We start from the raw sequence: 24,950 nt of genomic DNA, 5'->3' as shown, positions 1-24,950 counted from the left end.
CCGGCGCCGGTGATCGTGCGGGAGCGGCGGCACCGTTGCAGGATGGCTCCATGCTGCTGGCCCGTCTCGCTCATGTGTCCGGGGAGGTCGCCGCCACCTCGGCGCGGTCCCAGAAGATCAAGCTGCTGGCCGAGCTGTTCCGCCAGGCCGAGCCCGACGACGCTCCGGTGGCCATCGCCTACCTGGCGGGGCGGCTGCCGCAGGGCCGTATCGGGGTCGGCTGGAGCGTGCTGCGGGACCCCGTGCCGGCCGCGGAGACCGCCACGCTGACCGTGCTCGGTACGGATGCGGCCCTGACCACCCTGGCTGCCGTCTCGGGCCCCGGCTCGCAGGCCGAGCGGCGCCGTCTCGTACAGGAGCTGCTGGGCGCGGCGACCGCGGAGGAGCAACGTTTCCTCACCGGGCTGCTGACCGGCGAGGTACGACAGGGCGCCCTCGACGCCGTCGCCGCCGAGGTGATCGCCGCGGCGGCCGAGGTGCCCGTCGCGGACGTACGGCGGGCCGTGATGCTGGCCGGGTCCCTGGAGGAGGTCGCCCGCGGCCTGCTCGCCGAAGGACCCGCGGCGCTGGCCGACGTCCGGCTGACGGTCGGACGCCCGGTCGGGCCGATGCTGGCGCACGGCGCGAAATCCCTGGCCGAGGCGATCGACAAGGCCGGGCGGTGCGCCGTCGAGGAGAAGCTGGACGGCATCCGGGTGCAGGTGCACCGCGACGGCGCGGACGTACGGATCTACACCCGCACCCTCGACGACGTCACCGACCGGCTGCCCGAGATCACCGAGGCCGCGCTCGCCCTGGACGCGCCGTGCTTCGTCCTGGACGGCGAGGTGATCGCGCTCGGCGACGACGGGCGCCCGCTGCCGTTCCAGCGGATCGCGGGCCGCTTCGGCTCGCGCGTGGACGTGGCCGCCGCACGGGCCGCGCTGCCGCTGTCCCCGGTCTTCTTCGACGTGCTCGCCGTGGACGGCCACGACCTTCTGGACCTGCCCGGCGACCGGCGGCACGCGGAACTGGCCCGGCTGGTCCCGGAGGAACGGCGGGTACGCCGGACGGTGGTCGACGACCCGGCCGACACCGCCGCGCGCCGGGCCGCCCAGGACTTCTGGGCGCAGACGCTGCGCCGCGGCCACGAAGGCGTCATGGTCAAGGCGCTGGACGCGCCGTACAGCGCGGGCCGCCGCGGCGCCGCCTGGCTGAAGGTGAAGCCGGTGCACACGCTCGACCTGGTCGTACTGGCCGCCGAATGGGGGCACGGCCGCCGCACCGGCAAGCTCTCCAACCTCCATCTCGGCGCGCGCGGCCCGGACGGCACGTTCGTCATGCTCGGCAAAACCTTCAAGGGCCTCACCGACGCCCTGCTGGCCTGGCAGACGGAACGTCTGCGCGAGCTGGCGGTGGACGAGACCGGTTACGTCGTGACCGTACGCCCCGAACTGGTCGTCGAGATCGCGTACGACGGCCTCCAGACCTCGACCCGCTACCCGGCCGGTGTGACGCTGCGCTTCGCCCGGGTGCTGCGCTATCGCGAAGACAAGACGGCCGCCGAGGCGGACACGGTGGAGACGGTCCTCGCCGCGCACGACCGGCCGGTGCCGGACGCGGCCGGCGGACCGGATGATCCGGCCGGGCCGGATGCCTCCTGGGAGCCGGGGCGCGGCGGTTGATCCACGCGCCCCGCGGGGCCCGCCGGAGCCCGCGGCGCCCCGGATGCCCGCGTCGCCCGATTGCTCTGGCACTATGACGGGACAGGGCCTCGATCGCTGGTCAGGGCCTTGGACGGCGGCAATGCCGCCGTGAAATCGATTACCCGACCGTGTCGAAGGGGAGGTGCCCGGTAGCACCAGCCGTGCCGGCCCCGTTCCGCCGCGCAGGTGCGCCGCCGTCCGTCCGCGCTCTTTCGGTACCAGCCCTTCTGCTGTGCACCAAGAGATCCACTTCAACACCTTCAGCTGAGCAAAGGGGCTCTTCCGTTGGCCAGAAAGATCATTCTCGACTGCGACCCCGGGCACGACGACGCCATCGCCATGCTCCTGGCGTACGGCAATCCCGACATCGACCTGGTCGCCGTGACCACCGTGGTCGGCAACCAGACCCTGGAGAAGGTCACCCGCAACGCGCTGTCCGTGGCCCGCATCGCCGGTATCACCGGTGTGCCGTTCGCGGCCGGCAGCCCGCGGCCCCTCGTCCGGACCATCGAGAACGCGCCCGAGATCCACGGCGACACCGGACTGGACGGCCCGGACCTGCCCGAGCCGAACTTCGAGCTCGACCGCCGGCACGCCGTCGACCTCATCATCGACACGGTGATGTCGCACGAACCGGGCGAGATCACCATCGTCCCGACCGCCGGCCTGACCAACATCGCTCTCGCCGTGCGCAAGGAGCCCCGGATCGCCGAGCGCGTCCGTGAGGTCGTCCTGATGGGCGGCGGCTTCCACGAGGGCAACTGGAGCGCGGTCGCCGAGTTCAACATCGTCATCGACCCGCACGCCGCGCACATCGTCTTCAACGAGGGCTGGCCCGTCACCATGGTCGGCCTCGACCTGACGCACCAGGCGCTGGCGACCCCCGAGGTCACCAAGAAGATCGCCGACGTCGGCACCAAGCCCGCCACGTTCGTCCTGGAACTGCTGGACTTCTTCCGCGACGCCTACCGGGAGAACCAGGGCTTCGAGTTCCCGCCGGTGCACGACCCGTGCGCCGTCGCCTACGTCATCGACCCGGACGTGATGACCGTACGCAAGGCCCCGGTGGACATCGAGCTGACCGGCGGCCTGACCATGGGCATGACCGTCACCGACTTCCGCTGGCCGATCCCCGAGGACTGCCGCACCCAGGTCGCCGTCAAGCTCGACCACGAACGGTTCTGGAACCTCGTGGTGGACGCCCTCGAACGCATCGGCGACGTCGAGGCATGAGCGCGCCGCACACCACCCGGCCCGCCGGGACGGCGGGTCCGGGCCGCACCGTACGGATCGGCGTGCTGGTCACCGCGCTGCTGACGGCCTGTGTCGCCTTCCAGCTCAACGCCAGCATGCTCAGCCCCGCGCTGAAGAGCATCGAGGACAGCCTCGGCGCCACCTCGGCCGAGATCGGGCTCACCCAGACCGCGTTCTTCACCTCCGCGGCGCTGTTCTCGCTGTTCCTGCCGCGGCTCGGCGACATCATCGGCCGCCGCCGGGTGCTCGCCGGGATGATGGCCCTGATGGTCGTCGGCTGCATCGTCGCGGCGCTGGCGCAGAGCGTGCCGATGCTGTTCGTCGGCCGCGTCATCCAGGGCGTGTCCGGGCCGACCGTACCGCTGTGCCTGATCATGCTGCGGGTCGAGGTGACCGAACCCAAGCGGTACGGCACGCTGCTCGGCGTGATCACCGCGGTCAACGGCGGCATCGCCGGCATCGACTCGCTCGCCGGCGGCTACCTCGCCGACCGGCACGGCTTCGCCGCGGTCTTCTGGGCCATGGCCGTCGTCGCCGCGATCGCCGCCGCCCTCGTCGCCGTCATGGCGCCGGAGTCGAAGGCACCCGACAGCCACCGGATGGACTGGCCGGGCGTCGTGCTGCTGGTGGTGTCGGTCGGCTCGCTGCTGGTCGCGCTCAACGAGGCGGGCAAGCTGGCCGACGCGAACTGGCCGCTCATCGCGGTTCTGGTGGTCGTGGCGGCGGCCGCGTTCTGGCTGTTCTGGCGCACCGAGGACCGTTCCGGGCACCCGCTGGTCGCCACCCGGCACCTGCGGCAGCGCTCGACCTGGGCGACGCTGCTGACCACGATGCTGACGATGACGGGCGTCTTCGCCGTCATGAACGGGCTCATCCCCGCCTTCGCACAGGACGCGCAGGCCGGACTCGGCATGTCGGCCGAGCAGTCCGCGTGGTGGACGCTCACGCCGTACGCCATCGCGGGGCTGGCCATGGGCCCGATCGCCGGCCGGCTCGCGGCGACGTTCGGGTACGGGCGCATCCTGCGGATCGGACTCGTCGGCGCCGCGGCGACTGTCGTCCTGATGATCGTCACGCTCTCCGCCCACTCGCGGGGACTGCTGCTGGCCGCCTCCGTCCTGGTGGGCATCACCTACGCGGGCGTGGCGAACATCGTGCTCAACGGGCTCGGCATCGTGCTGTCGCCCAAGGAGAACCCGGGCTTCCTGCCGGGCCTGAACGCCGGTGCCTTCAACCTCGGCTCCGGCCTCAGCTTCGCGGCCCTGTACGCGGTCAAGACCGCCGTACCGGCCGACGACCCGTCGTCCGCCTCCGGCTACACGGCCGGCATGATCGCGGGAGTCGTCATCATGGCCGTCGCCCTCGCGGCGTCGTTCCTGATCCCGAAGCCGGTGGAAGCCGAAGCGCATGAGTGAGCGCCGCTGAGGCTTACGGGCCGCGGCGGCTTCCACGGACCGGCCCCCTTCCCACCATCCGGGAAGGGGGCCGGTCCGCGTCGTACCGAGGCGGACTGCGCGGATGCGGACGGCGTCAGCCCGATACGACGGTTTCGGCGATCCGGCCCAGCAGCTTCGCCAGATCGGCGGGCGCCGACAGGAAGGGGGAGTGGCCGGTGCCGATCCGTTCGACGCGGGTGGCGTTCGCGGACATCTTCGCCTGCAGCGCGGGCGGGAGCGCCTGGTCGTCCTCGCAGATCACATAGGTGGAGGGTACGGTCCGCCAGGCCGCGCGGGTCACCGGCTGCTGGAACGACCGCCGGCTCTGGTCGACCAGCTGCCGCACGGCCTGCTCGGCCAGGTCGTCGGGCACGTCGCCGTACAGCGCCGTCCGCGGGTCGGCGAAAACGAGAGGGGCGAGGCCGACGAGGTCCTCCTCCTCGTGCGGGGCGCCGCCGTGGATGCTCCTCAGCGACTCGTTCTCCGCCGGCATGTAGGCCGTGAGATAGACGAGATGGGCGGCGTTCGGGAGATCGGCGGCTGCTTGGGTGACCGGGGCGCCCGCGTAGGAATGGCCGACGACGATCACCGGGCCGTCGATCTCGCGCAGCCGCGCGGCTATCTCCTCGGCGTCGTCGAACACGCCGGCGGTCGGGGTGCCTTGCGGGCCGGAGCTGGGCAGGTCGACCGTGTGGGACCGCCGGCCGTCGGCGGCCAGCGCGTCCTGGAGGGCGGACCAGCAGGTGGACCGGTGCCAGGCGCCGTGGACGAGGAGGAAGGACGGGCGGGCTGAGGTGGTGGACATGCGGGTGAGTCTCCCGGTGATCGGACGAAGGTGACGGCCGAGGACGAAGGTGACGGCGACGGCCGAGGCGGCAGACGTACGGAGTGCGCGGCCGCTGGGCCGGACGGAACCGGAAGCGAACTCCCGTTCCAGTGCGGCCCTCGACCGATCATGGAACACGACGCGGGATGCCGTACGCCAGCACGTTTCGCCTACGCGGATCCGACATCGTGCACGGCCTGACACTCCTTTTCGACACTCCGGCCGCCAGCGGTTCAGCGCACCACCGCCGTGTCCTCGACCACCATCGCGACGAAGTCCGTGGCGGCTCTGCGACGGGCGAAGGGGCTGCGCAGGGGCCGGGAGGGCGCGGCCGCGGGAGCGGAGACGGACTTGTGCAGGCGCAGGGCTTCCTCGATCACCGGGTGCCATCGCGGAGCGAACGCCTCCAGGGCGTAACGGCCCGCGGCGCCCTTGGAGATGATCTCCCCGGTGGCCGCCGTGCGGTGGAGGCGGCTGACCCCGAGCACGCCCCAGGCCGGTACCCGTCCGCCCAGCGCGGCCAGGCTCGTCAGCGACAGCGGCCTGCGGTGCGCGAGGTGCCAGCGCCGCCAGTAACCGTCCAGATTGCCCAGCGTCCAGGCGCGCAAGGCGGCCGCGTCGGTGGCGACCTCGAAACCGCCGGGCACCGGGCCGCGCGCCGAAACGGCGTTCTTCGCGAGGACGGACCAGGTCACCGGGTTGACCTCGAAGGCACGGTCCGTACGGAACCTTCCCAGAAGCGTGTACGGAACGGCGGGACAGGAGGCGAACCCGGCGGCGAGGTCCTGCCACGTGACGTGGATGCCGTCGAAGTGCGGGCGCGCCTGCTGGGCGTGCGTCGCGGCGTGCGCCTGCCGCAGGGCCGCGACATCGGCCGCCGAGAGGCGCCGCGCGGTGACGGCCACGAAGTCGATGTCGCTGCGCCCCGGCCGGAAGTCGCCCAGGGCGATCGACCCGGTCAGATACAGGCCTTCGACCAGGCCGGGACACAGCCGGTCAACGCGCGTGAGGAAGCCGCGCACCACGGCTTCCACCGAAGGGTGCACCACACGCTTGCGCGTGCTGCCCGATTCACCGTGCATGGCTCTGTGTCCTCTCGTCCGCCGGCCGTTCCGGCGAGGGTGTCCCGGACGGCTGAGCGTGGTGTCCCGTGTCACGCGTGTGACGGGTGAACGGTTCCGGTACGGAGCCGACCCGCCCATCGGCCTGCCTCCTCCCCGGCCGTCCGCGGTCAGCGGTGGCAGTACGAGTCGGACGACGCGTCGCCGCCCTGCAGGCGGGTCTGGTGGACGCGCAGCCCGCGGAAGTCCTCGCCGTGCGGGAAGAAACGGGGATCGGGCGTGAGGCCGCCGTGCTCCGGGTCGGCGTCGAGCTTGGCGAGCCAGGGGTGGATGCCGTCGGGGTGGAACTGGTCGTCCCACGACCCGTACAGGGAGTTGGTGAGGTACACCCGGCGCCCGTCGCGGCTGAGTTCGACCATCTGCGGGCCGCCGGTCAGCGGCAGGCCCGGTGCCGCCGGGTGCGGTTGGCGGGCCGTGATGCCGCCCAGCCGGACGGACGCGGTCCTGCGGGGGTGGAAGGGGTCACTGACGTCGAACTGGAACAGTTCGCCGGTGCCCCAGGCGGACACGTACAGCCAGCGGTCGTCCACCGACAGGTTGATGTCGGTGACCAGCGGCGGCACGGCGCCGAACGGCCGGAGGATCTCAGGCAGTTCATCCTCCTTGGCGGGTTCCGCCGGGATCGTGATGACTTTGTGCGCCGAGAACCGGCCACCGTCCTCGCGGTGCCACAGCCACACGGACGCCGACAGGTCCGCCACGCTGACCACGACACCCGCGAAGCCCCACGTCGCCGCCGGGTCGTGGGCCGGCCGCAGCTCCAGGACCATCTGGTGCTCGTCGCCCAGGTCGACGCGTTGCAGGTGGCGGCCGGAGTCCAGCTCCCAGAAGTGCAGCGCGTGGCCGTACGAGCGGCCGAGCAGCAGGTCCGGGTCGACGCCGTTCTCGACCATCGACGGAGTGCCCCACTCGCTGGTGACGGCGATGTTGTGCCGGAGGTGCCACCAGACGTCGTAGGCCAGCCGCTGCGGGCCGCGGTCCGTCTCCCAGGCGCGCAGTACGTCGAAGGTCTCGTGGTCGAGGAGCGCGACGCCGCCCGGGCCGTCATTGCCGTGTGCGCCGCCGAGGCAGGAAAGCAGGACACCGCCGGGCCCGCAATGCAGGGTGTGCGGCCGTGAATAGCCTGCCGCGTCGGCCAGTTCGGCGGGCTCGATCACCTTCACGAGGCGGGGGCGGGCCGGGTCCGGCCGCGTGTCGAACACGTGCAGCCGGGAGGAGCGGAGCCCCGGCACCAGTAAGTAGCGCCGTTCGGGGTGGTGGTGTCCCTCGTGGGCGAGGGCACTGGAGCACGCGTTCCAACCGAAGTGGTGCAGTTCGTCCCCCAGGCCGGGTACATCGGCGACATGCAGCACCCGCCCGTACGAACTCGACGCGGGGTCGGTGTCGACCACGATCAGCGCGTCCGGGCGCTGCGCGGAGCGGTCGAAGCCGACGAGATAGGCGAGCTTCTCCGGGGGAGCGGCGACGGCGTCGGAGGGCGTGCGGTACAGGGTGGGATCGGGGTGGCCCGGGTGGCGGGAGGTGCTGTCGGAGTGCTCGGCGTGAGAGGTCCGAGCGGCCTGAGCGGCATGATCAGAAGCAGTCATCTTGAGGCTCCTCGGCTCCGTGGCCGGCTCCTCGGCCCGGCCAGCCGGCCGGGCGACGAGCCGCGCCGGACTGTCCGTAACAGGCGGCCGTATCGGCATTCGTACGAACCGGCGCCGGCGGGATGGCACGCACCGGCCCGGTTCCACCGTGGCTGCGAGCCTCGCACAGGGGCCTCGGGCCGCCAAGGGCGCACCGGTCGCGGACGACCGGACGGTGGCTGAAAAGCGACGCTCAACTGTCCGATTGTCAGACCCGTGCGCAATGATCGCTCGTAGGGACCGGCCGGATCCGCCCGGTCGGACCACGGAGTGAACAGGCCACCGAAATACGGTGGTTGCAACGTGAGCAACGAGATACGGGGTAGCACATGCGACGTTTGGGCACGGTGCTGACCGCGGTCGCGCTGGCAGGCGCGGCGGTGGCGGCAACGGCGGTGTCGGCGACGGCAGCACCGGCGACGGGGGCCACGACGGCCGCCGCGCCGCTCGCCACGTGCGACACCGGCGGTTGGGGGAGCGCCCTGAAGTCCGCCGACGCGCGTGACCACAAGCCGCTGAAGACGATCAAGACCGGTCAGCACGCCTGCTACGACCGGATGGTCTTCGAGGTGCCGACCGCGGGCGGCAAGCCGGTCGGATACCGGGTCGGCTACGTCAAGGAGCTGCACCAGGACGGTTCCGGCGACCTCATCAAGGTCGGCGGCGGAGCCATCCTGGAGATCCGGGTGGCGGCGCCGAGCTACGACCCGGAGACCGGCAAGCCGACGTACCCGGGCAAGGCCGGCAAGCCGCTTCCGGGGGTCGACATCAAGGGGTACCGGTCCTTCAAGGACACCCGGTTCGCGGCCAGCTTCGAGGGTGACACGCAGATAGGCCTGGGGGCCGCCAAGCGGCTCCCGTTCCGTGTCACCCAGCAGAAGAACCAGCTCATCGTGGATGTCGCCCACTCCTGAGCGGTGGCCGACGCGCGGTCGCCGCACGGTGATCCGCGGGTGACCCACTGACCGGGGGTGGTGCCGGGCCGGGGGCGGTGAGGACGCGTCCCCGTACGGCGTGACCGCTCATGTGCGGCCGCGCGGTACGGGGTGTCCCGTCGCCCCCGGTTCCGTCCGGTACCGCGGCCCCTCCGCCTCCGGGGGCCACGGACCCGCCTCCGGGGGCCACGGTGCCCCGGCTCCCTCACCCCGACGGCACGATGCGCGTCACCACCGTCTCCACCAGCTTGTCCAGCTCGGATTCCGCGAGCATGTCGGGCAGCGTGAAGTGCTCCAGCAGCACCCCGGTCATGGCGAGGTAGAGAACCAGTACGGTGTCCGCGTCGCCGGGCAGCCCGGAATCCAGGTGGAAGCTGACGCTCTCCTCGAAGGCGGCGCGTACGGCGCGGTTCAGCTCGGCCTGGAGGGCCGGGCGACGGGTGGCCTCCAGGCGCAGTTCCAGCATGGCCAGATAGCCGGTCCGCTCGTCGGTCATGCGGCGCACCAGCCACTGCATCAGGCCGGTGACCAGCTCCCGGCTGGGCTCGGGACGCATCGCCTCGCCGACCAGTGCCGGGTCGGGGGTCATCCGTACGTGGATGCGGCTGCCGGCCTGGGTGAACAGCTCGTCCCGGTTCGCGAAGTAGTTGGACGCCGTGCCGACCGGGACGCCGGCCTGGGCGTCGACCGCGCGGAAGGTGAGCCCGCGCGCCCCCTCGCGTGCCAGCACCTCGATGGCGGCGTCGACGAGAGCCGTTCTGCGCTCCGGGTTCCTGGCCATGCGTCTTCCTCCTTGCGATCCCCCGCCGGTGTGTCCGGGACAAAAGGCTTGCGCAACCACTGCGCTTGAAGCACTCTATGTGAAGTGGTCGCGGCGGGGAACCTGCCCGCGCCGTCACCACCCCACCCTGTCCGCGATGCGCCCGCCGCATCGCCAGCGGAAACGAGGACCGCCTTGCGCAAGCTCACCTACTTCGTGGCCTGCTCGATCGACGGCTTCATCGGCGACCCGAACGGTGACGCGTCGTCGATGATGCAGTACGTGAACGAGGAGTTCCTGGACTTCCTCAAGACGCAATACCCGGAGACCGTCTCGGTCGAGGGCCGCGCCGCCCTGAACTTCCACGACGCCGAGAACCAGCGGTTCGACACGGTGATCCAGGGACGCGGCAGCTACCAGGTGGGCCTGGACGCCGGCGTCACCAGCCCGTACGGCCACCTCCGCGAGTACGTGGCCTCCCGCAGCCTCGGTACATCGCCCGACCCGAACGTGCACCTGATCACCGACGACCTCGTCGGCGCCGTCCGCGCCCTCAAGGCCGAGGAGGGCGACCTGGGCATCTGGCTCTGCGGCGGCTCACAGCTCGCGGGCGAACTGCTCGACGAGGTCGACGAACTGGTGATCAAGACCTACCCGCAGGTGTACGGCAGGGGCATGCCGATGTTCGGCACGGACTTCACGGTCACGGACTTCACCCTGGACTCCGTCCGCACCTTCGACAACGGCGTCCTCGTACGGACGTACAGCCGCAGGCGCTGAGGGCCGCCGCACCCGCACCGGACCGGGCGAAACGATCCGGCTTACCGGTACCAGTCGTCCCCGTCCGCCGTCAGACACCGCTTCAGATAGTCCCCGAGGTCCCGGGCGGCCCACCGCCGGCTGTCGTCCTCGTGCTCCCAGACGAAGACGTCCGGCCGCTCCGGGGTACGGACGAAGGCGAAGTGGTCGCCGCCGCCGTTGTCGCCGAAGAAGAGCAGCGGGTCGAACGGCATGTACAGCTCGGCGAACGCCGGGTCCGTCCGGAAGCCGAGGTTCTGTTCGACGATGCGCTCCAAGGGCCACACCGTGTCGACCCCGTCGGGCCCCACGATGCCGTCGCTCTCCTGAAGCAGCGCGGCCAGGCCGGGCGGCAGGGCGCACCCGAGGCGCCGCTCGGCGTCCGTCAGGGTGGTGAGGCCGACGGGTGGCCGGAACTCGGCGCCCGGCCACCCGGCGCGGGCCGTGTCTTTCCACATGCACGCAGCGTAGAAGGCCACGACGGGCCCAACCGGCCCGGGGTGCTTACCTTGCGGACACTCATTGACCGCAACGCTTCCTAGCCTGCCCGTATGGAACCGAGCACGGCGATCACGCCCTTCCGTATCGACATTCCGCAGGCCGATCTGGATGACCTGCGGGACCGGCTGCGCAGGACCCGCTGGCCCGACGAACTGCCCGGTGTGGGCTGGGATCACGGCGTCGCCCTGCCGTATCTGCAGGACCTCGTCGCGTACTGGGCCGGCGCGTACGACTGGCGGGCGCACGAGGCCGCGCTCAACGAGGTGCCGCAGTTCACCACGGACATCGACGGGCAGCGGGTGCACTTCCTGCACGTCCGCTCGCCGGAGCCGGACGCCACACCGCTGATCGTCACACACGGCTGGCCGAGTACGGTCAACGACTTCCTGGGCGTCCTCGGACCGCTCACCGACCCCCGCGCGCACGGCGCCGACCCGGCGGACGCCTTCCACGTCGTCGCACCCTCCGTGCCCGGATTCGGCTTTTCGGGGCCGACCCGGGAGCAGGGGTGGGGGACCCGGCGCATCGCCCGCTGCTGGGACGAGCTGATGCGGCGCCTCGGCTACGACCGGTACGGCGCCCAGGGCGGCGACTTCGGCGCCCTCGTCTCGCCCGAACTCGGCCGCGTCGCCCCCGACCGGGTCATCGGCGTGCACGTCAACGCGCTGGCCAATGCCGCGACGGCGATGGAACCGGGCGAGCTGGAACGGCTCTCCGCGGCCGACCGCGCCCGGGCCGAGGAGAACGAGGCGTGGTGGTACGGGCACTGCGGCTACGCCACCCAGATGGCCACCCGCCCGCAGACCGTCGCGTACGCGCTCAACGACTCACCGGCCGGTCAACTCGCCTGGAACCTGGAGTGGTTCGTCGGCCATGACCCGACGCGGACCCGCCAGACCCCGGTCGGCCGGGACGCGGTCCTGACCGATGTGACGACGTTCTGGCTCACCGCCACCGCGGGCTCCGCCGCCCGCCTCTACCTCGAAGCGGGCGCGGACGGCTGGACGCGGGCCACGCCGTCGGGCGTGCCGACCGGGGTGGCCAACTTTCCGGGAGACCGCGCGGTCCGCGGCCTGGCCGAGCTGTCGCACCGCGTCACACGGTGGACGGAGTACCCGAGGGGCGGGCACTTCGCCTCGCTCCAGGCTCCGGACCTGCTGGTCCGGGACGTACGGGAGTTCTTCCGCGACCTGCGGAAGTGAGGGCGGTGCCTACCGGGCGTACGGCCGTACCGGGCGGCCTCCGCAGGCCTTGGGACGGCTGTGCGCCTTCACCGGCCTCCGGGCAGCCGCCCGTCTCCGCAGGTCTCAGGATGGCCGTGCCGTCACGATGCCGATCGTGACCAGGGCCAGCACCACCCAGGAGAACCAGAGCCAGCCACTGCTGCCCAGCGCCACGGTGTAGGCCGTCGCCACGACCAGCCCGCCCACCGTGCACGCCGCCATCGCCTTAGCGGATCCGGGCATCCCCGCAACCTCCTCACGACGGCCGGTGGCCCAACGCCACGGGCCGCGGCCTTTGAGGACATCGTCCCCGGCCGCGGCCCGTACCGCTAGCTGTGTGCGTGACCTTTGGTCAATGGCCGGTCACCCTGCGCCGCCGCTCTGGCCACGGGCCTGGAGGGAGGCCAGGTACGCGTTGTACGCCGCCAGCTCCTGGTCGCCGTCCCGGGCCGCCGCGCGGTCCTTGCGCTGGTTCTGCCGCTCCTCGGACTTGTACCACTGGTAGAGGAGGGCGACGAGGACCAGTACGGACGGGATCTCGCTGAAGGCCCAGGCGATGCCGCCGGCCGCGCTCTGGTCGCTCAGCGCGTCGATGCCCAGGGACGCCGGCGGGTTCTCAAACGTCTTGATCATCGTCTCGGTGCCCATCATCAGCGCGATGCCGAAGAACGCGTGGAAGGGCATCCCCGCGAACAGCTCCAGCATCCGCATGACGTAGCCCGGCCGGTGCGGCCCGGGGTCCACGCCCATGATCGGCCAGAAGAAGACCAGGCCCACCGCCAGGAAGTGCACCATCATCGCGATGTGCCCGGCCCTGGACTGCATCAGGAAGTCGAAGAGCGGCGTGAAGTACAGCGCGTACAGGCTCGCGATGAACATCGGGATGGTGAACGCCGCATGGGTGATCACCCGCATGTAGCGGCTGTGCAGCAGCGCCACCAGCAGCTCACGCGGCCCCTTGCGGCCCCGCCCGGCCGCCGGCAGCGCCCGGAGAGTCAGGGTCACCGGCGCGCCGAGCAGCAGCAGGATCGGCGACAGCATGCTGATCACCATGTGCTGCACCATGTGCACGCTGAACATGGCCATGCCGTAATCGTTGAGCCTGGTGCACATCACCAGCGCCACGGTGAGCACGCCGACGACCCAGGCGACCGTCCGGCCCACCGGCCAGTGATCACCACGCCGCCGCAGCCGCAGCACCGCCCATCCGTACAGAATCAGCCCCACCAGGCAGCCGACGAGGAAGAACGGATCTCCACCGAACTCCATGCCGCGCCCCAGCGTGAACGGCGGCAGATCCATGTCCATGCCGTGCCCGCCGTGATCCATCCGCTCGCTCCTGATTCGTACCGATACTCCGCGACCAGACTAGAACCGCCCCCGGCCGGGGCGTCGGCCGGGGGCGGTCAGCGGGCCGCGTGGCGGACCGTACGCGCTACAGCACGCACTCCGACTCGGCGTACCGCTCGCCGGGCACCGTCTTCAGCGTCTCCACGGCCTCGGCCAGCGGCACCAGCGTGATGTCCGTACCGCGCAGCGCCGTCATCATCCCGAACGCGCCGCGGTGCGCCGCCTCCACCGCGTGCCAGCCGAAGCGGGTCGCCAGCACCCGGTCGTACGCGGTGGGCGTGCCGCCCCGCTGCACATGGCCCAGGATCACCGCGCGGGCCTCCTTGCCGAGCCGCCGCTCCAGCTCCAGGGACAGCTGCCGGGCGACACCGGCGAACCGCTCGTGCCCGTACACGTCGGTGCCGCCCTCGTCGAAGGCCATCGAGCCCTCGCGCGGCTTGGCGCCCTCGGCGACCACCACGATCGCGAACTTCTTGCCCGCCTCGAAGCGCGCGCCGACCGTACGGGTCAGCTCCGCCACGTCGAAGGGGCGCTCCGGTACGACGATGGCGTGCGCGCCCGCCGCCATCCCGGAGTGCAGCGCGATCCAGCCCGTGTGCCGGCCCATGACCTCCACGATCAGTACCCGCTGGTGCGACTCGGCGGTGGTCTTCAGGCGGTCCAGTGCCTCGGTGGCCACCCCCACCGCCGTGTCGAAACCGAAGGTGACGTCGGTCGCGGCGATGTCGTTGTCGATGGTCTTGGGCACCCCGACGATCGGCAGGCCCGCGTCGGACAGCAGCCGGGCCGCCTTGAGCGTCCCCTCACCGCCGATCGGGATGATCGCGTCCAGGCCCAGGTCGGCCACGTGTCCCCGGGCCCGCTCCACGCCGTCCCGCAGCTGTGCGGGCTGCACCCGGGACGAGCCCAGGATGGTGCCGCCGCGGGCCAGGATGCCGCCCACGGCGTCCAGGTCCAGCTTGCGGTAGTCGCACTCCAGCAGGCCCTTCCAGCCGTCCCGGAACCCGATCACCTCGTCGCCGTGGTCGGCGGTGGCGCGGTGGACGACGGAGCGGATGACGGCGTTCAGACCGGGGCAGTCGCCGCCGGAGGTGAGCACACCAATACGCATGTTTTCGCAGACCCTCTGCATGAGCAGAGCCTGTCCGCCGGGCCCCGGCCGGGCGCGGGCACAGACTCTCAGCCGGACGCCCGGACTCCGTCGTCCGGTTGGATGGCGCTCACCCTACAAGCGCAGGGGGCCTGCGGCACACGTACGCCCGCAGTGCGGACACCGCGGGCGTACGGGACGGCGGGGAAACGTTACGCGGGCTGCGTCGCCGCGGCGATGCGCTCCTGCCGCAGCGCGTCGTACCAGCGGTCGTCGGCCGGCGGCAGCGCGTTCACGTCCAGCGCCAGCTTGATCAGCAGGTCGGCGATGTGCGGGTTGCGCGCCATGACCGGGCCGTGCATGTACGTACCGAAGACGGTGTCGTTGTACGCGCCCTCATAACCGTCGCCGACGCCGTTGCCCTTGCCGAAGCGGACCCGGGCGAACGGGCGGGCCGTCTGCCCCAGGTGCGTCACGCCCTGGTGGTTCTCGAAACCGGTCAGCGGCGGCAGGTTCAGCTGCGGGTCGATGTCGGCCAGCACGTCACCGACGCACCGCTCGCCCTCGCCGCGGGTGCTCACCACGTCCAGCAGCCCCAGGCCCTGCTCCCGCTCCCCGAGGTCGTTGATGAACTCGTGGCCCAGGATCTGGTAGCCGGCGCAGACCGAGAAGACGATCGCGCCGTTGGAGACCGCGCGGTTCAGGCCGCCGTCGCGGCGCAGCCGCTCGGCCGCCAGCCGCTGCGGCCGGTCCTCGCCGCCGCCGATCAGGTAGATGTCGCCGGAGGTGGGGATCTGCTGGTCGGAGCGGACGTCGAGGCGCTGGACGTCCAGGCCGCGCTGGCGGGCCCGGCGCTCCACCACCAGGGCGTTGCCCTGGTCCCCGTAGGTGCTCAGCAGGTCCGGGTAGATCCACACCAGCCGCAGGCTGTTGTCACTCATGCTCGCTCGTCCTTGTCGTGAAGGTCGCTGGTTCACGTCAGTTCCCCACGCGCCGGCGGAGGTCCTGGAAGGCCGTGTAGTTGGCGATGACCTCGATACGGCCCGGAGGAGCCGACTGCACCGCCTCGTCCACCGTGTCACACACCCGGAAGTCCAGGCCCGCGACCTCCAGGCGGACCGCCAGGTCCAGCTTGCGGTCGCCGATCACGAAGATCGGGTGACCGGCCAGCCGGGTGTAGTCCACGTCCCACAGCCACGAGGTGTCCGTACCGTCCGCGCCGCGCGCGTTCACCGACAGGATCACCGGCGTCGGCGGCGGGTCGATCAGCGAGAACGTCTCCAGCCAGCCCGCCGGGTTCTTCGCCAGCAGCAGGCGCAGGTCACGCTGCAGGAACGAGACCACGTCATAGCGGCCCGCGACCGCCTGGACGGAGTACATCCGCTCCAGGGCGACCTGCGGCGGCACACCGAACGCCGCGGCGACCGCGGCGGACGTCGTGGCGTTCGCCTTGTTCGCCCGGCCCGGCAGCTGGAGCCGGATCGGCCAGGCGCTGCCGTGCGGGTCGAGCACATGGTCACCGGAGAGCGCCCAGCTCGGCGTCGGCCGGCGGAAGCCGCACTCGCCGCAGAACCAGTCGTCGCCGGGGCGCTGCATCACACCGCCGCAGGACGGGCAGGACCAGGCGTCGTCCTTCCACTCCTGGCCCGCCGCGACCCACACCACGTTCGCCGACGACGAGGCCGCCCACACGATCAGCGGGTCGTCGCAGTTGGCGATGATCAGCGCCTTGGAGCCGGAGAGCCCCTCCCGCCAGTGCTCGGCGAGCATCCGGGTCTCCGCGGCGCGGTCGAGCTGGTCGCGCGAGAGGTTCAGCAGCGCTATGGCCTTGGGCGTCACGTCCCGCGCCACGCCCGCCAGGTACTTCTCGTCCACCTCGATCACGCCGAAGCGGGCGTCGGAGCCGCCGGCCAGCGCGGAGGTGATGCCCGCCGGCATGTTGGCGCCGAGCGCGTTGGAGACGACCGGGCCGCTGGCCCGCAGCGCCTCCGCGATCAGTCGCGTCGTCGTCGTCTTTCCGTTGGTCGCCGACACCAGCACCACGTCCAGGTGCCGGGCGAGCCGGGCCAGCAGGTCGGGGTCGAGCCGGAGCGCCACCTTGCCGCCGATCACCGATCCGCTGCCGCGGCCCGCCGCGCGCGACACCGCCGCCGCGGCCTTGCCCGCCGTCACGGCCAGTTTGGCCCGCGGCGACAGCGGCTCCGTGTTGCCTGCCATCGTCCTTGATCCTCCTTGCATCCGGCGCCCTCCCGCCCTTGGGGCTGCCGGTGGAACGCCTCCTCCGGAGCCGATGACCGGCCGGAGGCTTCGGTCGGGGATCAGCCTATCGAGATCCGGCGGCGGCCCCGAATCCCGCTACCCGTGCCGTGACCTCCGCAACCCGCGACGACCTGCGTCGTCACATGTTCCAGAACGTACGCTTACCCCCATGCGTTCCCGCTCGATCCCCGGCAGCTCCGGCCGCCCGCGCCCCTTGCGCCTGCTCGGCGACCCGGCCCTGGCCGCGGCCTGCCGGGACGTCACCGACTTCGACGCCGGCCTCGCCGCGCTCGTCGAGGACATGTTCGCGACGATGTACGCGGCCGACGGGGTGGGCCTGGCGGCCAACCAGATCGGCGTACCGCTGCGGGTGTTCGTCTACGACTGCCCGGACGACGACGACCGGCGCCACCTCGGACACCTCGTCAACCCGCGCCTGGTGGAGGCCGACGGTGTCCTGGTGCGCGGCTCCGAGGGCTGTCTGTCGGTGCCGGGCATCGAGGCCGGCACCCCGCGGTACGACCACGCGGTGGTGGAAGGTTTCAGCGTGACGGGCGAGCCGCGCACGGTGTCCGGCACCGGGTTCTTCGCCCGCTGCCTCCAGCACGAGTGCGACCACCTCCGGGGCGGCCTCTACCTCGACCACCTCACCGGCCTGCGCCGCCGCCGGGCCCTGCGGGCCGCGGCCCGCGCGCCGTGGGCGGGCCGCGAGCGGGCTACGGGCTCGTAGGGGCCCGCCGAACCCGTACCCGTGGGCCTCGGAACCCGTACTCCCGGGCCTCGGAACCCGTACTACCCCCGGGCCTCAGAACCCGGGTCCGCCGAGCCGGTCCCCGGCCGCCGCCAGCCGCCCCCACAGCAGGTCGGCCAGATGCTGTACCAACTGTGCCCGTGAGCAGGGCCGTTCGCGCAGCCACCAGTCACCGGCCGCGTGCATCATGCCGACGATCCCATGGCCCCAGACCCGGGCCAGCTCCTCGCCGCCCGGCCCCAGGTCCAGCCGGTCGCCTATCACCTTCGCCAGCTCCTCGCCGAGCCGGCGCAGCAGCGGGGCGGAGTGCCGGCCGACGTCGAAGCCGGTGTCCTTGTCGGCGCTGTGCCCCTCGTCGGCGGGGTGCATCAGGAACCGGTAGACCTGCGGGCGGGTCTCGATCGCGGTCAGGTACGTGTCGAGGGTCGCCTCGACCCGGTCCCGGCGCGGTACGGGCGAGTCCAGCGCCGCCCGCAGCCCGTCCAGCAGGGCATCGGTGTGCCGTACGGCCAGGGCCCGGTAGAGCCCGCCCTTGTCGCCGAAGTGCCGGTAGAGGATCGGCTTGGTGATGCCGGCCTCCGCCGCGATGGCGTTCATCGAGGCGTCCGGGCCGTCCCGCAGCACCACCCGGTCCGCGGCCTCCAGCAGTTCGCGGCGCCGTCGTTCGGTGGCCGTCTGCTGCCGCCGGACCGTGTGCGGCGGGCCCGCCGCGGCGCCGTGCCCAGCGGCAGGCTGCTCCACCGTGGTGGCCTGCTGCCCGCTGTCGTGCTGGGTGTTTTCCATGTCCCACTCCCCGCCCTTGTGAATCCGTGCCGCTCGCGCAACGTAACACCCGCACTGCTGGGTGATTGCGGGCCTGGGGGAGTTGACATCCCCTACTGACGGGTAACAGACTCAGGTTACCGCAAGTAACATCCTGGGGTGCGTCACCCGGGAAGGCAACGCTGGAGGGGTCATGGCCGAATTCACCATGGAGCTGAGTGACGGGCAGAAGGAGGTCCGGGACTGGATCCACGGCTTCGCCGCCGACGTCATGCGCCCCGCGGCCGCCGAGTGGGACGAGCGCGAGGAGACCCCCTGGCCGGTGATCCAGGAAGCCGCCAAGATCGGGCTGTACTCGCTCGACTTCTACGCACAGCAGTTCTTCGACCCGACCGGCCTCGGCATCCCCATGGCCATGGAGGAGCTGTTCTGGGGCGACGCCGGCATCGGCCTGTCGATCGTCGGCACCGGCCTGGCCGCCGTCGGCGTACTGGCCAACGGCACCGAGGAGCAGATCGGCACCTGGATCCCGCAGATGTACGGCGACGCCGCGGACGTGAAGGTCGCCGCCTTCTGCTCCTCCGAGCCCGACGCGGGCTCCGACGTCTCCGCGATGCGCACCCGCGCCGTCTACGACGAGGCCAAGGACGAGTGGGTGCTCAACGGCACCAAGACCTGGGCGACCAACGGCGGCATCGCCAACGTCCACGTCGTCGTCGCGGTCGTCGACCCCGGCCTCGGCCCCAAGGGCCACGCCTCCTTCATCGTCCCGCCGAAGACCCCCGGCCTGTCCCAGGGCCAGAAGTTCAAGAAGCACGGCATCCGCGCCTCGCACACCGCCGAGGTCGTCCTGGAGGACGTCCGGGTGCCCGGCCACTGCCTGCTCGGCGGCAAGGAGAAGCTGGACGAACGCCTGGCACGGGCCCGGGAGCGGGCGAAGAACCCCGGTGGGGAACGCCTGAAGAACGCCGCCATGGCCACCTTCGAGGCGTCCCGCCCGGCCGTCGGCGCGCAGGCCGTCGGCATCGCCCGCGCCGCGTACGAGGTCGCACTCGACTACGCCAAGACCCGCGTCCAGTTCGGCCGCCCGATCATCGACAACCAGGGCGTCGCCTTCCAGCTGGCCGACATGCGCACCCAGATCGACGCCGCCCGCCTCCTGGTCTGGCGCGCCTCCTGGATGGCGACCGCGGGCAAGCCGTTCACCTCCGCCGAGGGCTCCATGTCCAAGCTGTTCGCCGGCGAGACCGCCAAGAAGGTGACCGCCCAGGCGATGCAGATCCTCGGCGGCAACGGCTACACCCGCGAGTACCCGGTCGAACGGATGCACCGGGACAGTTCGATCTACACGATCTTCGAGGGGACCAGCGAGATCCAGCGGCTGGTCATCGCAAGGACGGTGGCGGGGGTGCCGATCCGCTAGGCACGGCCGGCACTCCGGAGCGGGGACGGGCGTACCCGCTCCGGAGGAGTCACCGTACGCTGACCGGGCGGCGCTCCCGTCCGGTCAGGCAGCGGCCTCCTGCCGTGGCACGACCTTGAATACATCGCCGTGTGCCGAGTACACCACATGCACGTCCTCACCTGCGGCGCGCAGCACCTCCACCACCGCGTCCAGCATCGGCAGCGACCGGGCGCTGCCCGCGGGCAGCTGGCGCGGTAACGCCACGGCGGGCGCGCGAAGCGGTTCCTGAACGACGTTCATGACATCAGCCCCATCTCGGCACGGAACATCCCCCGTCGGCACCACCGTGCCGTCGGCGTAGCCAGCTTCGGGCACGGCGATGAACAGAAGCTCAACGACTCGTGCGACGGCGTCAATCGACGCCGCCCGGCCGGTCAGGCGAGGGACGCCGGGCCCGCGTCCGCCTCCGGTGCCAGGGCCGCCGCGACCGCGCGGACGTACGCCTCCGGGTTGTCCAGCATGATGTTGTGCCCGCAGTCGGGCACCTCCACCACCCGCACACCGGCCACCGCCAGTTCGCCGGCGCCGGGCAGCGGGCCGTCGTCCGCGGGCAGCAGAAACGTACGCGGAACGGGCAGCTTCATCAGCAGCTCCCGCATGACCGGTTCGCTGCCCCGGGTGAGGTGCACCGCGCTGCGGTGCAGCGCCTCCAGCCCGGCCAGCCGCATCGTGGACCACCAGTGCGCGCCCACGGCGTCCCGTATCCGCTCCCAGCCGCCCGCGAGGAACTCCTCCTCGGAGAGCGCGGCGATGCCGCCGCTGCCCGGCGCGCCCCGCCGCGGCTCGATCCGGTCGAGGTTGGCGTCGATGAGGACGAGCCGCGCCACCAGATCCGGGTGCCGGGCGGCGAGTACGATCGCCACCGAGCCGCCCATGCTGTGCGCGACCACCTCCGCCGCGCTCACCCCGGCGGCGCGCAGGGCCGCGGCGACGGCGTCGGCGTGTGCCTCCAGGGTGTACGGGAAGCCGGTGGGCCGGTCGCTGATGCCGAAGCCGAGCAGGTCCAGGAGCAGCGAGCGGCGGCCCGCCAGGAGCCGGTGCGCGGCCGTCCCGGCGAAGTAGGCGGGCGAGGTGGCGCCGAGGCCGTGCAGGTATACGCGGGCCGGTTCCGCGCCCGGCAGTTCGGCCCAGCGGATACGGTCGCCCTCGGGTGTCACCACGGCGTTGAGCACGGTCGTCTCTCCCACTCGTCGGGCCCGGGCGGAGAGCCCGGGGCGGTGCGGACGCGGGCCCGGCCGTGGCATGTCGCGGCTCGGACCGGCCCGGGCACACCTTTGCAGGCCCGTGAATTCGCCGGCGAGGTGGGTGCCGATGGCGTCAGCATGGCCGGTGATGCAACCCACGACACACATTCTGGTCCTGTGCGGCGCCGCCGGGGTCGGCAAGTCCACGACGGCGTACGAGATCTCCCGCCAGCTCGGCCGTGCGGACGTCCCGCACGCCCTGCTCGACACCGACCAACTGGACCAGGTGCACCCCTGGCCGCCGCCCGGCCTCGGGCCGAGCGAGCTGTCCCGCCGCAATCTCGCCGCGGTCTGGGCCAACCTGGCGGGCGTGGGGCACACCCGGCTGATCCTGACGGGCGTGTTCGTCACGCTGGAGAAGGAGTCGGCGTGGATCGCCGATGCCGTACCCGGCGCCGACATCACGGCCGTACGGCTGACCGCCGACGTGCCCACCCTGGAACGCCGGGTCCGCCGCCGCGAGATCGGGTCCGGGGCGGCGGACCAGCTTGCCCGTACGCTCCGGCAGCACGCGGAGCTCGGACGCCCGGAGCCGCCGGGTACGACGGTGATCGACACCACCGGCCGGACCGTGGCAGCGGTGGCGTCCGAGGTGATCGCCGTGTGGCTCGGCGGGGGAGCGGAAACGGGAGCGGGTGCGGGCCGGGCGGGCGGTGAGCGGTCCCGGGGCGCCGCCTCGTAAACCGCCCCGTAAAGCCGCTTCGCAGACCGCCCCTAAGCCGCCCGCCGTCTCGTCATCAGCTCCTCGCACTCGTACGGATCACAGGCCCGCGCGAGCCATGAACAGGGACCGCAGGTGGGCCAGGCTCCGCTCGGTCAGGGGGCGCAGCGCGGGGGCGGCGGCCAGGGTGTCGGCCCGCAGCCGGGCCGTGGCGTCGGGGCCGAGGGCGTCCGCGGCCTCGGTGGCGAAGGACGGCTCGGCGAGCCACTCGTCCAGGAGGCCGGGTGTGACCTCCAGGTGGAACTGGATGCCCCAGGCGGCCGGCCCGGCACGGAAGGCCTGGCACTCCGTGGTGCCGGTGCGGGCCAGGACACGGGTACTGGGCGCGGGCACGATGCGGTCGCCGTGCCAGTGGAGTACGGCGGGGGCGTCGGCCAGCGGGCCGACGACCGGGTCCCCGCGGTCCACATCCTGCAGCGCCGACCAGCCGATCTCGCTGTCGCGGCCCAGCTCCGCTCCGGTCCGTACGGCCAAGCCGTGCGCGCGGGCGAGGAGTTGGGCGCCCAGGCACACGCCCAGCGTCGGTACGCCGGACCGCAGCGCGTCGGCCAGTAGATCCCGCTCCACCTTGAGCGCCGGGTGCCCCGTCGTGTCGTCGGCGTTCATGGGGCCGCCCATGACGACCAGCCCCGCCAGGTCGGACAGTGGCGGCAGCTCGTCCGCCGAGGCGCCCGGAGTGCTGAGCAGGTTGCGGATGTCGACGTGGAGGCCGCTGCCGTCCAGCGCGTCCAGGATCAGGCCGGGCTTCTCGACCTCGACGTGCTGGAGGATCAGGACGGTGCGCGCGGGCATGGAGCGGTCTCCTTGGTGGGGCAGGGGAGCGGAAGCAGAGCGGCGCACAGCTTAACGTGCCTGGTCACGGCCGGTTCTGGCCGAAAGGGGCGGGGGCCCGGGTCGGAGGCGGCAGTGGTCCGCTCCGAAGTACGGCCGACGAGCCGGGCGCCTTCATCGCCTCCTCACCGGCAGCCCACGCAGCGCCGCCGGGCGTTCCACTCCCTCCACCCCCAGCCCTTCCGTCCACTCCGTGGCGATCCCTTGACGGCTGAAGGGACGCGCTCTACTTTCTTCCGTACTTCCGCAAAGCAAAACAGAGATTCCATGATGCGGAAGTTGCAGAGTGCAGCTCACGCTTCCGCCCCCTTCCGGGGCGGAGCGCGATCCCGACAGGCCGACGCAGGAGTACTCGATGCCTCGAATGACCGCCGCCCGTGCGGCTGTGGAGATCCTCAAGCGCGAGGGCGTGACCAACGCGTTCGGCGTGCCGGGCGCGGCGATCAACCCCTTCTACGCCGCGCTGCGCGCCGGCGGCGGTATCCACCACACCCTCGCCCGCCACGTCGAGGGCGCCTCCCACATGGCCGAGGGCTACACCCGCGCCCACCCCGGCAACATCGGCGTCTGCATCGGCACGTCCGGGCCCGCCGGCACCGACATGATCACCGGCCTGTACTCCGCGACCGGCGACTCGATCCCGATCCTGTGCATCACCGGCCAGGCGCCGACCGCGGTGATCCACAAGGAGGACTTCCAGGCCGTCGACATCGCCTCGATCGCCACGCCCGTCACCAAGGCCGCGACCACCGTCCTGGAAGCCGCCCAGGTCCCCGGCGTCTTCCAGCAGGCGTTCCACCTGATGCGCTCCGGCCGGCCGGGCCCGGTCCTGATCGACCTGCCGATCGACGTACAGCTGACGGAGATCGAGTTCGACCCGGAGACGTACGAGCCGCTGCCCGTGCACCGGCCGAAGGCCACGCGCAAGCAGATCGCCAAGGCCCTCGCCATGCTGAACGCGGCCGAACGCCCGCTGCTCGTCGCGGGCGGCGGCATCATCAACGCCGACGCCTGCGACCTGCTCGTCGAATTCGCCGAACTGACCGGCGTCCCGGTCGTCCCCACCCTCATGGGCTGGGGCACCCTCCCCGACGACCACCGCCTGAACGCCGGCATGGTGGGCCTCCAGACCTCGCACCGCTACGGCAACGCGACCTTCCTGGAGTCCGACTTCGTCCTCGGCATCGGCAACCGCTGGGCCAACCGCCACACCGGCAGACTGGACGTCTACACCCAGGGCCGTACGTTCGTGCACGTCGACATCGAGCCCACCCAGATCGGCAAGATCTTCGCCCCGGACTACGGCATCGCCTCCGACGCCAAGGCCGCGCTGGAACTGTTCGTCGAGATCGCCAAGGAACTGAAGGCCGCGGGCGAACTGCCCGACCGCGGCGACTGGGCCGCCTCGGCCCGGCACCGCAAGGCCACGCTCCAGCGCCGTACGCACTTCGACAACGTGCCGCTCAAGCCGCAGCGCGTGTACGAGGAGATGAACCGCGCGTTCGGGCCCGAGACCCGGTACGTCACCACCATCGGCCTCTCACAGATCGCCGGCGCGCAGATGCTGCACGTCTACAAGCCACGCCACTGGATCAACTGCGGCCAGGCCGGACCGCTGGGCTGGACCATCCCGGCCGCGCTGGGCGTCGCCACCGCCGACCCCGACGGCAGCGTCGTCGCGCTCTCCGGCGACTACGACTTCCAGTTCATGCTGGAGGAACTGGCGGTCGGCGCCCAGCACCGCATCCCGTACGTGCACGTGCTGGTCAACAACTCCTACCTCGGCCTGATCCGCCAGGCCCAGCGCAACTTCGACATGGACTACCAGGTCACCCTGGAGTTCGAGAACATCAACACCCCCGAACTCGGCGTCTACGGCGTGGACCACGTCAAGGTCGCCGAAGGACTGGGCTGCAAGGCCATCCGCGTCACCGAACCGGGCCAACTGCTCCCCGCCTTCGAGGAGGCCAAGAAGCTGGCCGCCGAGCACCGGGTCCCGGTCGTCGTCGAGGCGATCCTGGAGCGGGTCACCAACATCGCGATGAGCGGCACCGACATCGGCAGCGTCAACGAGTTCGAGGACCTGGCCACCGAATCCGGCCACGCGCCGACGGCCGTCGTGCCGATGAGCTGAGCCGGGCCGGGCGGGGACCCCGCGCCCCGCCCGTTCCGCTTCCGTACCCCGCTCTACGAAAGGACGGCTCCGAGATGGCCTTTACGGACGCGCGTTTCAACGTCAACCTGTCGATCCTGTTCACCGAGCTGCCGCTGCTGCAACGCCCGGCGGCGGCCGCGGCCGCCGGTTTCGATGCG

The 24,950-nt window shown here is 71.9% G+C and carries 24 protein-coding genes and 1 pseudogene; 11 read left to right on the top strand and 14 right to left on the bottom strand.

Annotated elements, in window-relative coordinates:
• Positions 1 to 50: 50 nt before the first annotated feature.
• The 3 genes from ACZ53K_RS25490 to uriT all read left to right on the top strand — a co-directional run bounded on the left by ACZ53K_RS25490 (position 51) and on the right by uriT (position 4,354).
• A complete protein-coding gene (locus ACZ53K_RS25490) occupies positions 51 to 1,664 on the top strand; it encodes an ATP-dependent DNA ligase (RefSeq protein WP_468840764.1) in 1,614 nt (537 codons plus the stop codon).
• A gap of 306 nt (positions 1,665 to 1,970) precedes the next feature.
• Complete coding sequence (gene uriH, locus ACZ53K_RS25485) at positions 1,971 to 2,918, top strand: uridine-preferring nucleoside hydrolase UriH (protein WP_468840762.1); 948 nt, start codon at positions 1,971 to 1,973, stop codon at positions 2,916 to 2,918.
• Positions 2,915 to 4,354 (top strand): uridine transporter UriT, encoded by a 1,440-nt coding sequence (gene uriT, locus ACZ53K_RS25480; protein WP_468840760.1) that lies wholly within the window; start codon positions 2,915 to 2,917, stop codon positions 4,352 to 4,354. Before uriH ends, uriT begins: the two co-directional genes overlap by 4 nt.
• Before the next feature lie 115 nt (positions 4,355 to 4,469).
• Here the strand turns inward: uriT and ACZ53K_RS25475 are convergent, their stop codons facing one another.
• The 3 genes from ACZ53K_RS25475 to ACZ53K_RS25465 form a co-directional block, all read right to left on the bottom strand.
• Positions 4,470 to 5,180 (bottom strand): alpha/beta hydrolase, encoded by a 711-nt coding sequence (locus ACZ53K_RS25475; RefSeq protein WP_468840758.1) that lies wholly within the window; start codon positions 5,178 to 5,180, stop codon positions 4,470 to 4,472.
• Positions 5,181 to 5,434: 254 nt separating this feature from the next.
• Positions 5,435 to 6,283 carry a nucleotidyltransferase domain-containing protein gene (locus tag ACZ53K_RS25470; protein WP_468840756.1) on the bottom strand — a complete coding sequence of 283 codons (849 nt, stop codon included), beginning with the start codon at positions 6,281 to 6,283 and terminating at the stop codon, positions 5,435 to 5,437.
• 149 nt (positions 6,284 to 6,432) lie between these two features.
• Positions 6,433 to 7,908 (bottom strand): selenium-binding protein SBP56-related protein, encoded by a 1,476-nt coding sequence (locus ACZ53K_RS25465; protein WP_468840754.1) that lies wholly within the window; start codon positions 7,906 to 7,908, stop codon positions 6,433 to 6,435.
• A gap of 368 nt (positions 7,909 to 8,276) precedes the next feature.
• Here ACZ53K_RS25465 and ACZ53K_RS25460 point away from each other — a divergent pair, with 368 nt between their 5' ends.
• Complete coding sequence (locus tag ACZ53K_RS25460; protein WP_468840752.1) at positions 8,277 to 8,861, top strand: AMIN-like domain-containing (lipo)protein; 585 nt, start codon at positions 8,277 to 8,279, stop codon at positions 8,859 to 8,861.
• Between the two features lie 226 nt (positions 8,862 to 9,087).
• On the opposite strand, the gene ACZ53K_RS25455 is transcribed toward ACZ53K_RS25460, so the two are convergent.
• Entirely contained in the window at positions 9,088 to 9,663 is a 576-nt protein-coding gene (locus ACZ53K_RS25455; RefSeq protein ID WP_468840750.1) for a TetR/AcrR family transcriptional regulator, read from the bottom strand.
• Between the two features lie 174 nt (positions 9,664 to 9,837).
• On the opposite strand from ACZ53K_RS25455, the gene ACZ53K_RS25450 reads away from it, so the two are divergent.
• Positions 9,838 to 10,422, top strand: coding sequence for a dihydrofolate reductase family protein (locus tag ACZ53K_RS25450; protein ID WP_468840748.1), 585 nt, complete (start codon positions 9,838 to 9,840; stop codon positions 10,420 to 10,422).
• A 41-nt stretch (positions 10,423 to 10,463) separates the two neighbouring features.
• Here the strand turns inward: ACZ53K_RS25450 and ACZ53K_RS25445 are convergent, their stop codons facing one another.
• Positions 10,464 to 10,898, bottom strand: coding sequence for an SMI1/KNR4 family protein (locus ACZ53K_RS25445; RefSeq protein ID WP_468840746.1), 435 nt, complete (start codon positions 10,896 to 10,898; stop codon positions 10,464 to 10,466).
• Between the two features lie 93 nt (positions 10,899 to 10,991).
• On the opposite strand from ACZ53K_RS25445, the gene ACZ53K_RS25440 reads away from it, so the two are divergent.
• The gene (locus tag ACZ53K_RS25440; RefSeq protein WP_468840744.1) at positions 10,992 to 12,143 is read left to right on the top strand and encodes an epoxide hydrolase family protein; all 1,152 of its coding nucleotides are present in this window, start codon (positions 10,992 to 10,994) and stop codon (positions 12,141 to 12,143) included.
• Positions 12,144 to 12,248: 105 nt separating this feature from the next.
• Here the strand turns inward: ACZ53K_RS25440 and ACZ53K_RS25435 are convergent, their stop codons facing one another.
• The 5 genes from ACZ53K_RS25435 to ACZ53K_RS25415 form a co-directional block, all read right to left on the bottom strand.
• Positions 12,249 to 12,407 (bottom strand): hypothetical protein, encoded by a 159-nt coding sequence (locus ACZ53K_RS25435; RefSeq protein ID WP_468840742.1) that lies wholly within the window; start codon positions 12,405 to 12,407, stop codon positions 12,249 to 12,251.
• Between the two features lie 120 nt (positions 12,408 to 12,527).
• On the bottom strand, positions 12,528 to 13,493 hold the full coding sequence (locus ACZ53K_RS25430) for a cytochrome c oxidase assembly protein (protein WP_468840740.1): 966 nt from the start codon (positions 13,491 to 13,493) through the stop codon (positions 12,528 to 12,530).
• Positions 13,494 to 13,599: 106 nt separating this feature from the next.
• Positions 13,600 to 14,625: a 6-phosphofructokinase gene (locus ACZ53K_RS25425; RefSeq protein ID WP_468840738.1), complete on the bottom strand. Its 1,026-nt coding sequence runs from the start codon at positions 14,623 to 14,625 to the stop codon at positions 13,600 to 13,602.
• Between the two features lie 191 nt (positions 14,626 to 14,816).
• Positions 14,817 to 15,545 carry a type 1 glutamine amidotransferase gene (locus ACZ53K_RS25420; protein WP_468840736.1) on the bottom strand — a complete coding sequence of 243 codons (729 nt, stop codon included), beginning with the start codon at positions 15,543 to 15,545 and terminating at the stop codon, positions 14,817 to 14,819.
• Positions 15,546 to 15,582: 37 nt separating this feature from the next.
• The gene (locus ACZ53K_RS25415) at positions 15,583 to 16,821 is read right to left on the bottom strand and encodes a MurT ligase domain-containing protein (RefSeq protein WP_468840734.1); all 1,239 of its coding nucleotides are present in this window, start codon (positions 16,819 to 16,821) and stop codon (positions 15,583 to 15,585) included.
• Positions 16,822 to 17,032: 211 nt separating this feature from the next.
• Between ACZ53K_RS25415 and def the strand changes: the two genes are divergently transcribed.
• Positions 17,033 to 17,593, top strand: coding sequence for a peptide deformylase (gene def, locus ACZ53K_RS25410; RefSeq protein ID WP_468840732.1), 561 nt, complete (start codon positions 17,033 to 17,035; stop codon positions 17,591 to 17,593).
• A 75-nt stretch (positions 17,594 to 17,668) separates the two neighbouring features.
• On the opposite strand, the gene ACZ53K_RS25405 is transcribed toward def, so the two are convergent.
• On the bottom strand, positions 17,669 to 18,397 hold the full coding sequence (locus tag ACZ53K_RS25405; RefSeq protein ID WP_468840730.1) for a TetR/AcrR family transcriptional regulator: 729 nt from the start codon (positions 18,395 to 18,397) through the stop codon (positions 17,669 to 17,671).
• A gap of 172 nt (positions 18,398 to 18,569) precedes the next feature.
• On the opposite strand from ACZ53K_RS25405, the gene ACZ53K_RS25400 reads away from it, so the two are divergent.
• Positions 18,570 to 19,799 (top strand): acyl-CoA dehydrogenase family protein, encoded by a 1,230-nt coding sequence (locus tag ACZ53K_RS25400; protein ID WP_468840728.1) that lies wholly within the window; start codon positions 18,570 to 18,572, stop codon positions 19,797 to 19,799.
• 84 nt (positions 19,800 to 19,883) lie between these two features.
• Here ACZ53K_RS25400 and ACZ53K_RS25395 read toward each other — a convergent pair whose 3' ends face one another.
• Together ACZ53K_RS25395 and ACZ53K_RS25390 are read right to left on the bottom strand one after the other, a co-directional pair.
• A complete protein-coding gene (locus ACZ53K_RS25395; protein ID WP_468840726.1) occupies positions 19,884 to 20,081 on the bottom strand; it encodes a hypothetical protein in 198 nt (65 codons plus the stop codon).
• Between the two features lie 134 nt (positions 20,082 to 20,215).
• Complete coding sequence (locus ACZ53K_RS25390) at positions 20,216 to 21,013, bottom strand: alpha/beta fold hydrolase (RefSeq protein ID WP_468840724.1); 798 nt, start codon at positions 21,011 to 21,013, stop codon at positions 20,216 to 20,218.
• 160 nt (positions 21,014 to 21,173) lie between these two features.
• Here ACZ53K_RS25390 and ACZ53K_RS25385 point away from each other — a divergent pair, with 160 nt between their 5' ends.
• A complete protein-coding gene (locus ACZ53K_RS25385) occupies positions 21,174 to 21,767 on the top strand; it encodes an ATP-binding protein (RefSeq protein ID WP_468840722.1) in 594 nt (197 codons plus the stop codon).
• Positions 21,768 to 21,845: 78 nt separating this feature from the next.
• On the opposite strand, the gene ACZ53K_RS25380 is transcribed toward ACZ53K_RS25385, so the two are convergent.
• Entirely contained in the window at positions 21,846 to 22,598 is a 753-nt protein-coding gene (locus ACZ53K_RS25380; RefSeq protein WP_468840720.1) for a type 1 glutamine amidotransferase, read from the bottom strand.
• 394 nt (positions 22,599 to 22,992) lie between these two features.
• Between ACZ53K_RS25380 and gcl the strand changes: the two genes are divergently transcribed.
• Both gcl and ACZ53K_RS25370 read left to right on the top strand, forming a co-directional pair.
• The gene (gene gcl / locus ACZ53K_RS25375; RefSeq protein ID WP_468840718.1) at positions 22,993 to 24,771 is read left to right on the top strand and encodes a glyoxylate carboligase; all 1,779 of its coding nucleotides are present in this window, start codon (positions 22,993 to 22,995) and stop codon (positions 24,769 to 24,771) included.
• Positions 24,772 to 24,845: 74 nt separating this feature from the next.
• Positions 24,846 to 24,950 (top strand): annotated as a pseudogene (locus ACZ53K_RS25370) (hydroxypyruvate isomerase); the annotation flags it as partial.

It is taken from the genome of Streptomyces sp. NPDC033221 (genome assembly GCF_055577005.1).
Note: the sequence above shows the minus strand (reverse complement) of the source record. Positions and strands in the feature narration are given on the sequence as shown.

What these genes read in the sequence shown, in the direction of transcription:
- ACZ53K_RS25490 (WP_468840764.1), top strand. Translation starts at nt 51, where the DNA reads ATGCTGCTGGCCCGTCTCGCTCATGTGTCCGGGGAGGTCGCCGCCACC.
- uriT (WP_468840760.1), top strand. Translation starts at nt 2,915, where the DNA reads ATGAGCGCGCCGCACACCACCCGGCCCGCCGGGACGGCGGGTCCGGGC.
- ACZ53K_RS25475 (WP_468840758.1), bottom strand. Translation starts at nt 5,180, where the DNA reads ATGTCCACCACCTCAGCCCGCCCGTCCTTCCTCCTCGTCCACGGCGCC.
- ACZ53K_RS25470 (WP_468840756.1), bottom strand. Translation starts at nt 6,283, where the DNA reads ATGCACGGTGAATCGGGCAGCACGCGCAAGCGTGTGGTGCACCCTTCG.
- ACZ53K_RS25465 (WP_468840754.1), bottom strand. Translation starts at nt 7,908, where the DNA reads ATGACTGCTTCTGATCATGCCGCTCAGGCCGCTCGGACCTCTCACGCC.
- ACZ53K_RS25460 (WP_468840752.1), top strand. Translation starts at nt 8,277, where the DNA reads ATGCGACGTTTGGGCACGGTGCTGACCGCGGTCGCGCTGGCAGGCGCG.
- ACZ53K_RS25455 (WP_468840750.1), bottom strand. Translation starts at nt 9,663, where the DNA reads ATGGCCAGGAACCCGGAGCGCAGAACGGCTCTCGTCGACGCCGCCATC.
- ACZ53K_RS25445 (WP_468840746.1), bottom strand. Translation starts at nt 10,898, where the DNA reads ATGTGGAAAGACACGGCCCGCGCCGGGTGGCCGGGCGCCGAGTTCCGG.
- ACZ53K_RS25440 (WP_468840744.1), top strand. Translation starts at nt 10,992, where the DNA reads ATGGAACCGAGCACGGCGATCACGCCCTTCCGTATCGACATTCCGCAG.
- ACZ53K_RS25435 (WP_468840742.1), bottom strand. Translation starts at nt 12,407, where the DNA reads ATGCCCGGATCCGCTAAGGCGATGGCGGCGTGCACGGTGGGCGGGCTG.
- ACZ53K_RS25430 (WP_468840740.1), bottom strand. Translation starts at nt 13,493, where the DNA reads ATGGATCACGGCGGGCACGGCATGGACATGGATCTGCCGCCGTTCACG.
- ACZ53K_RS25425 (WP_468840738.1), bottom strand. Translation starts at nt 14,625, where the DNA reads ATGCGTATTGGTGTGCTCACCTCCGGCGGCGACTGCCCCGGTCTGAAC.
- ACZ53K_RS25420 (WP_468840736.1), bottom strand. Translation starts at nt 15,545, where the DNA reads ATGAGTGACAACAGCCTGCGGCTGGTGTGGATCTACCCGGACCTGCTG.
- ACZ53K_RS25415 (WP_468840734.1), bottom strand. Translation starts at nt 16,821, where the DNA reads ATGGCAGGCAACACGGAGCCGCTGTCGCCGCGGGCCAAACTGGCCGTG.
- def (WP_468840732.1), top strand. Translation starts at nt 17,033, where the DNA reads ATGCGTTCCCGCTCGATCCCCGGCAGCTCCGGCCGCCCGCGCCCCTTG.
- ACZ53K_RS25405 (WP_468840730.1), bottom strand. Translation starts at nt 18,397, where the DNA reads ATGGAAAACACCCAGCACGACAGCGGGCAGCAGGCCACCACGGTGGAG.
- ACZ53K_RS25400 (WP_468840728.1), top strand. Translation starts at nt 18,570, where the DNA reads ATGGCCGAATTCACCATGGAGCTGAGTGACGGGCAGAAGGAGGTCCGG.
- ACZ53K_RS25395 (WP_468840726.1), bottom strand. Translation starts at nt 20,081, where the DNA reads ATGAACGTCGTTCAGGAACCGCTTCGCGCGCCCGCCGTGGCGTTACCG.
- ACZ53K_RS25385 (WP_468840722.1), top strand. Translation starts at nt 21,174, where the DNA reads ATGCAACCCACGACACACATTCTGGTCCTGTGCGGCGCCGCCGGGGTC.
- ACZ53K_RS25380 (WP_468840720.1), bottom strand. Translation starts at nt 22,598, where the DNA reads ATGCCCGCGCGCACCGTCCTGATCCTCCAGCACGTCGAGGTCGAGAAG.
- gcl (WP_468840718.1), top strand. Translation starts at nt 22,993, where the DNA reads ATGCCTCGAATGACCGCCGCCCGTGCGGCTGTGGAGATCCTCAAGCGC.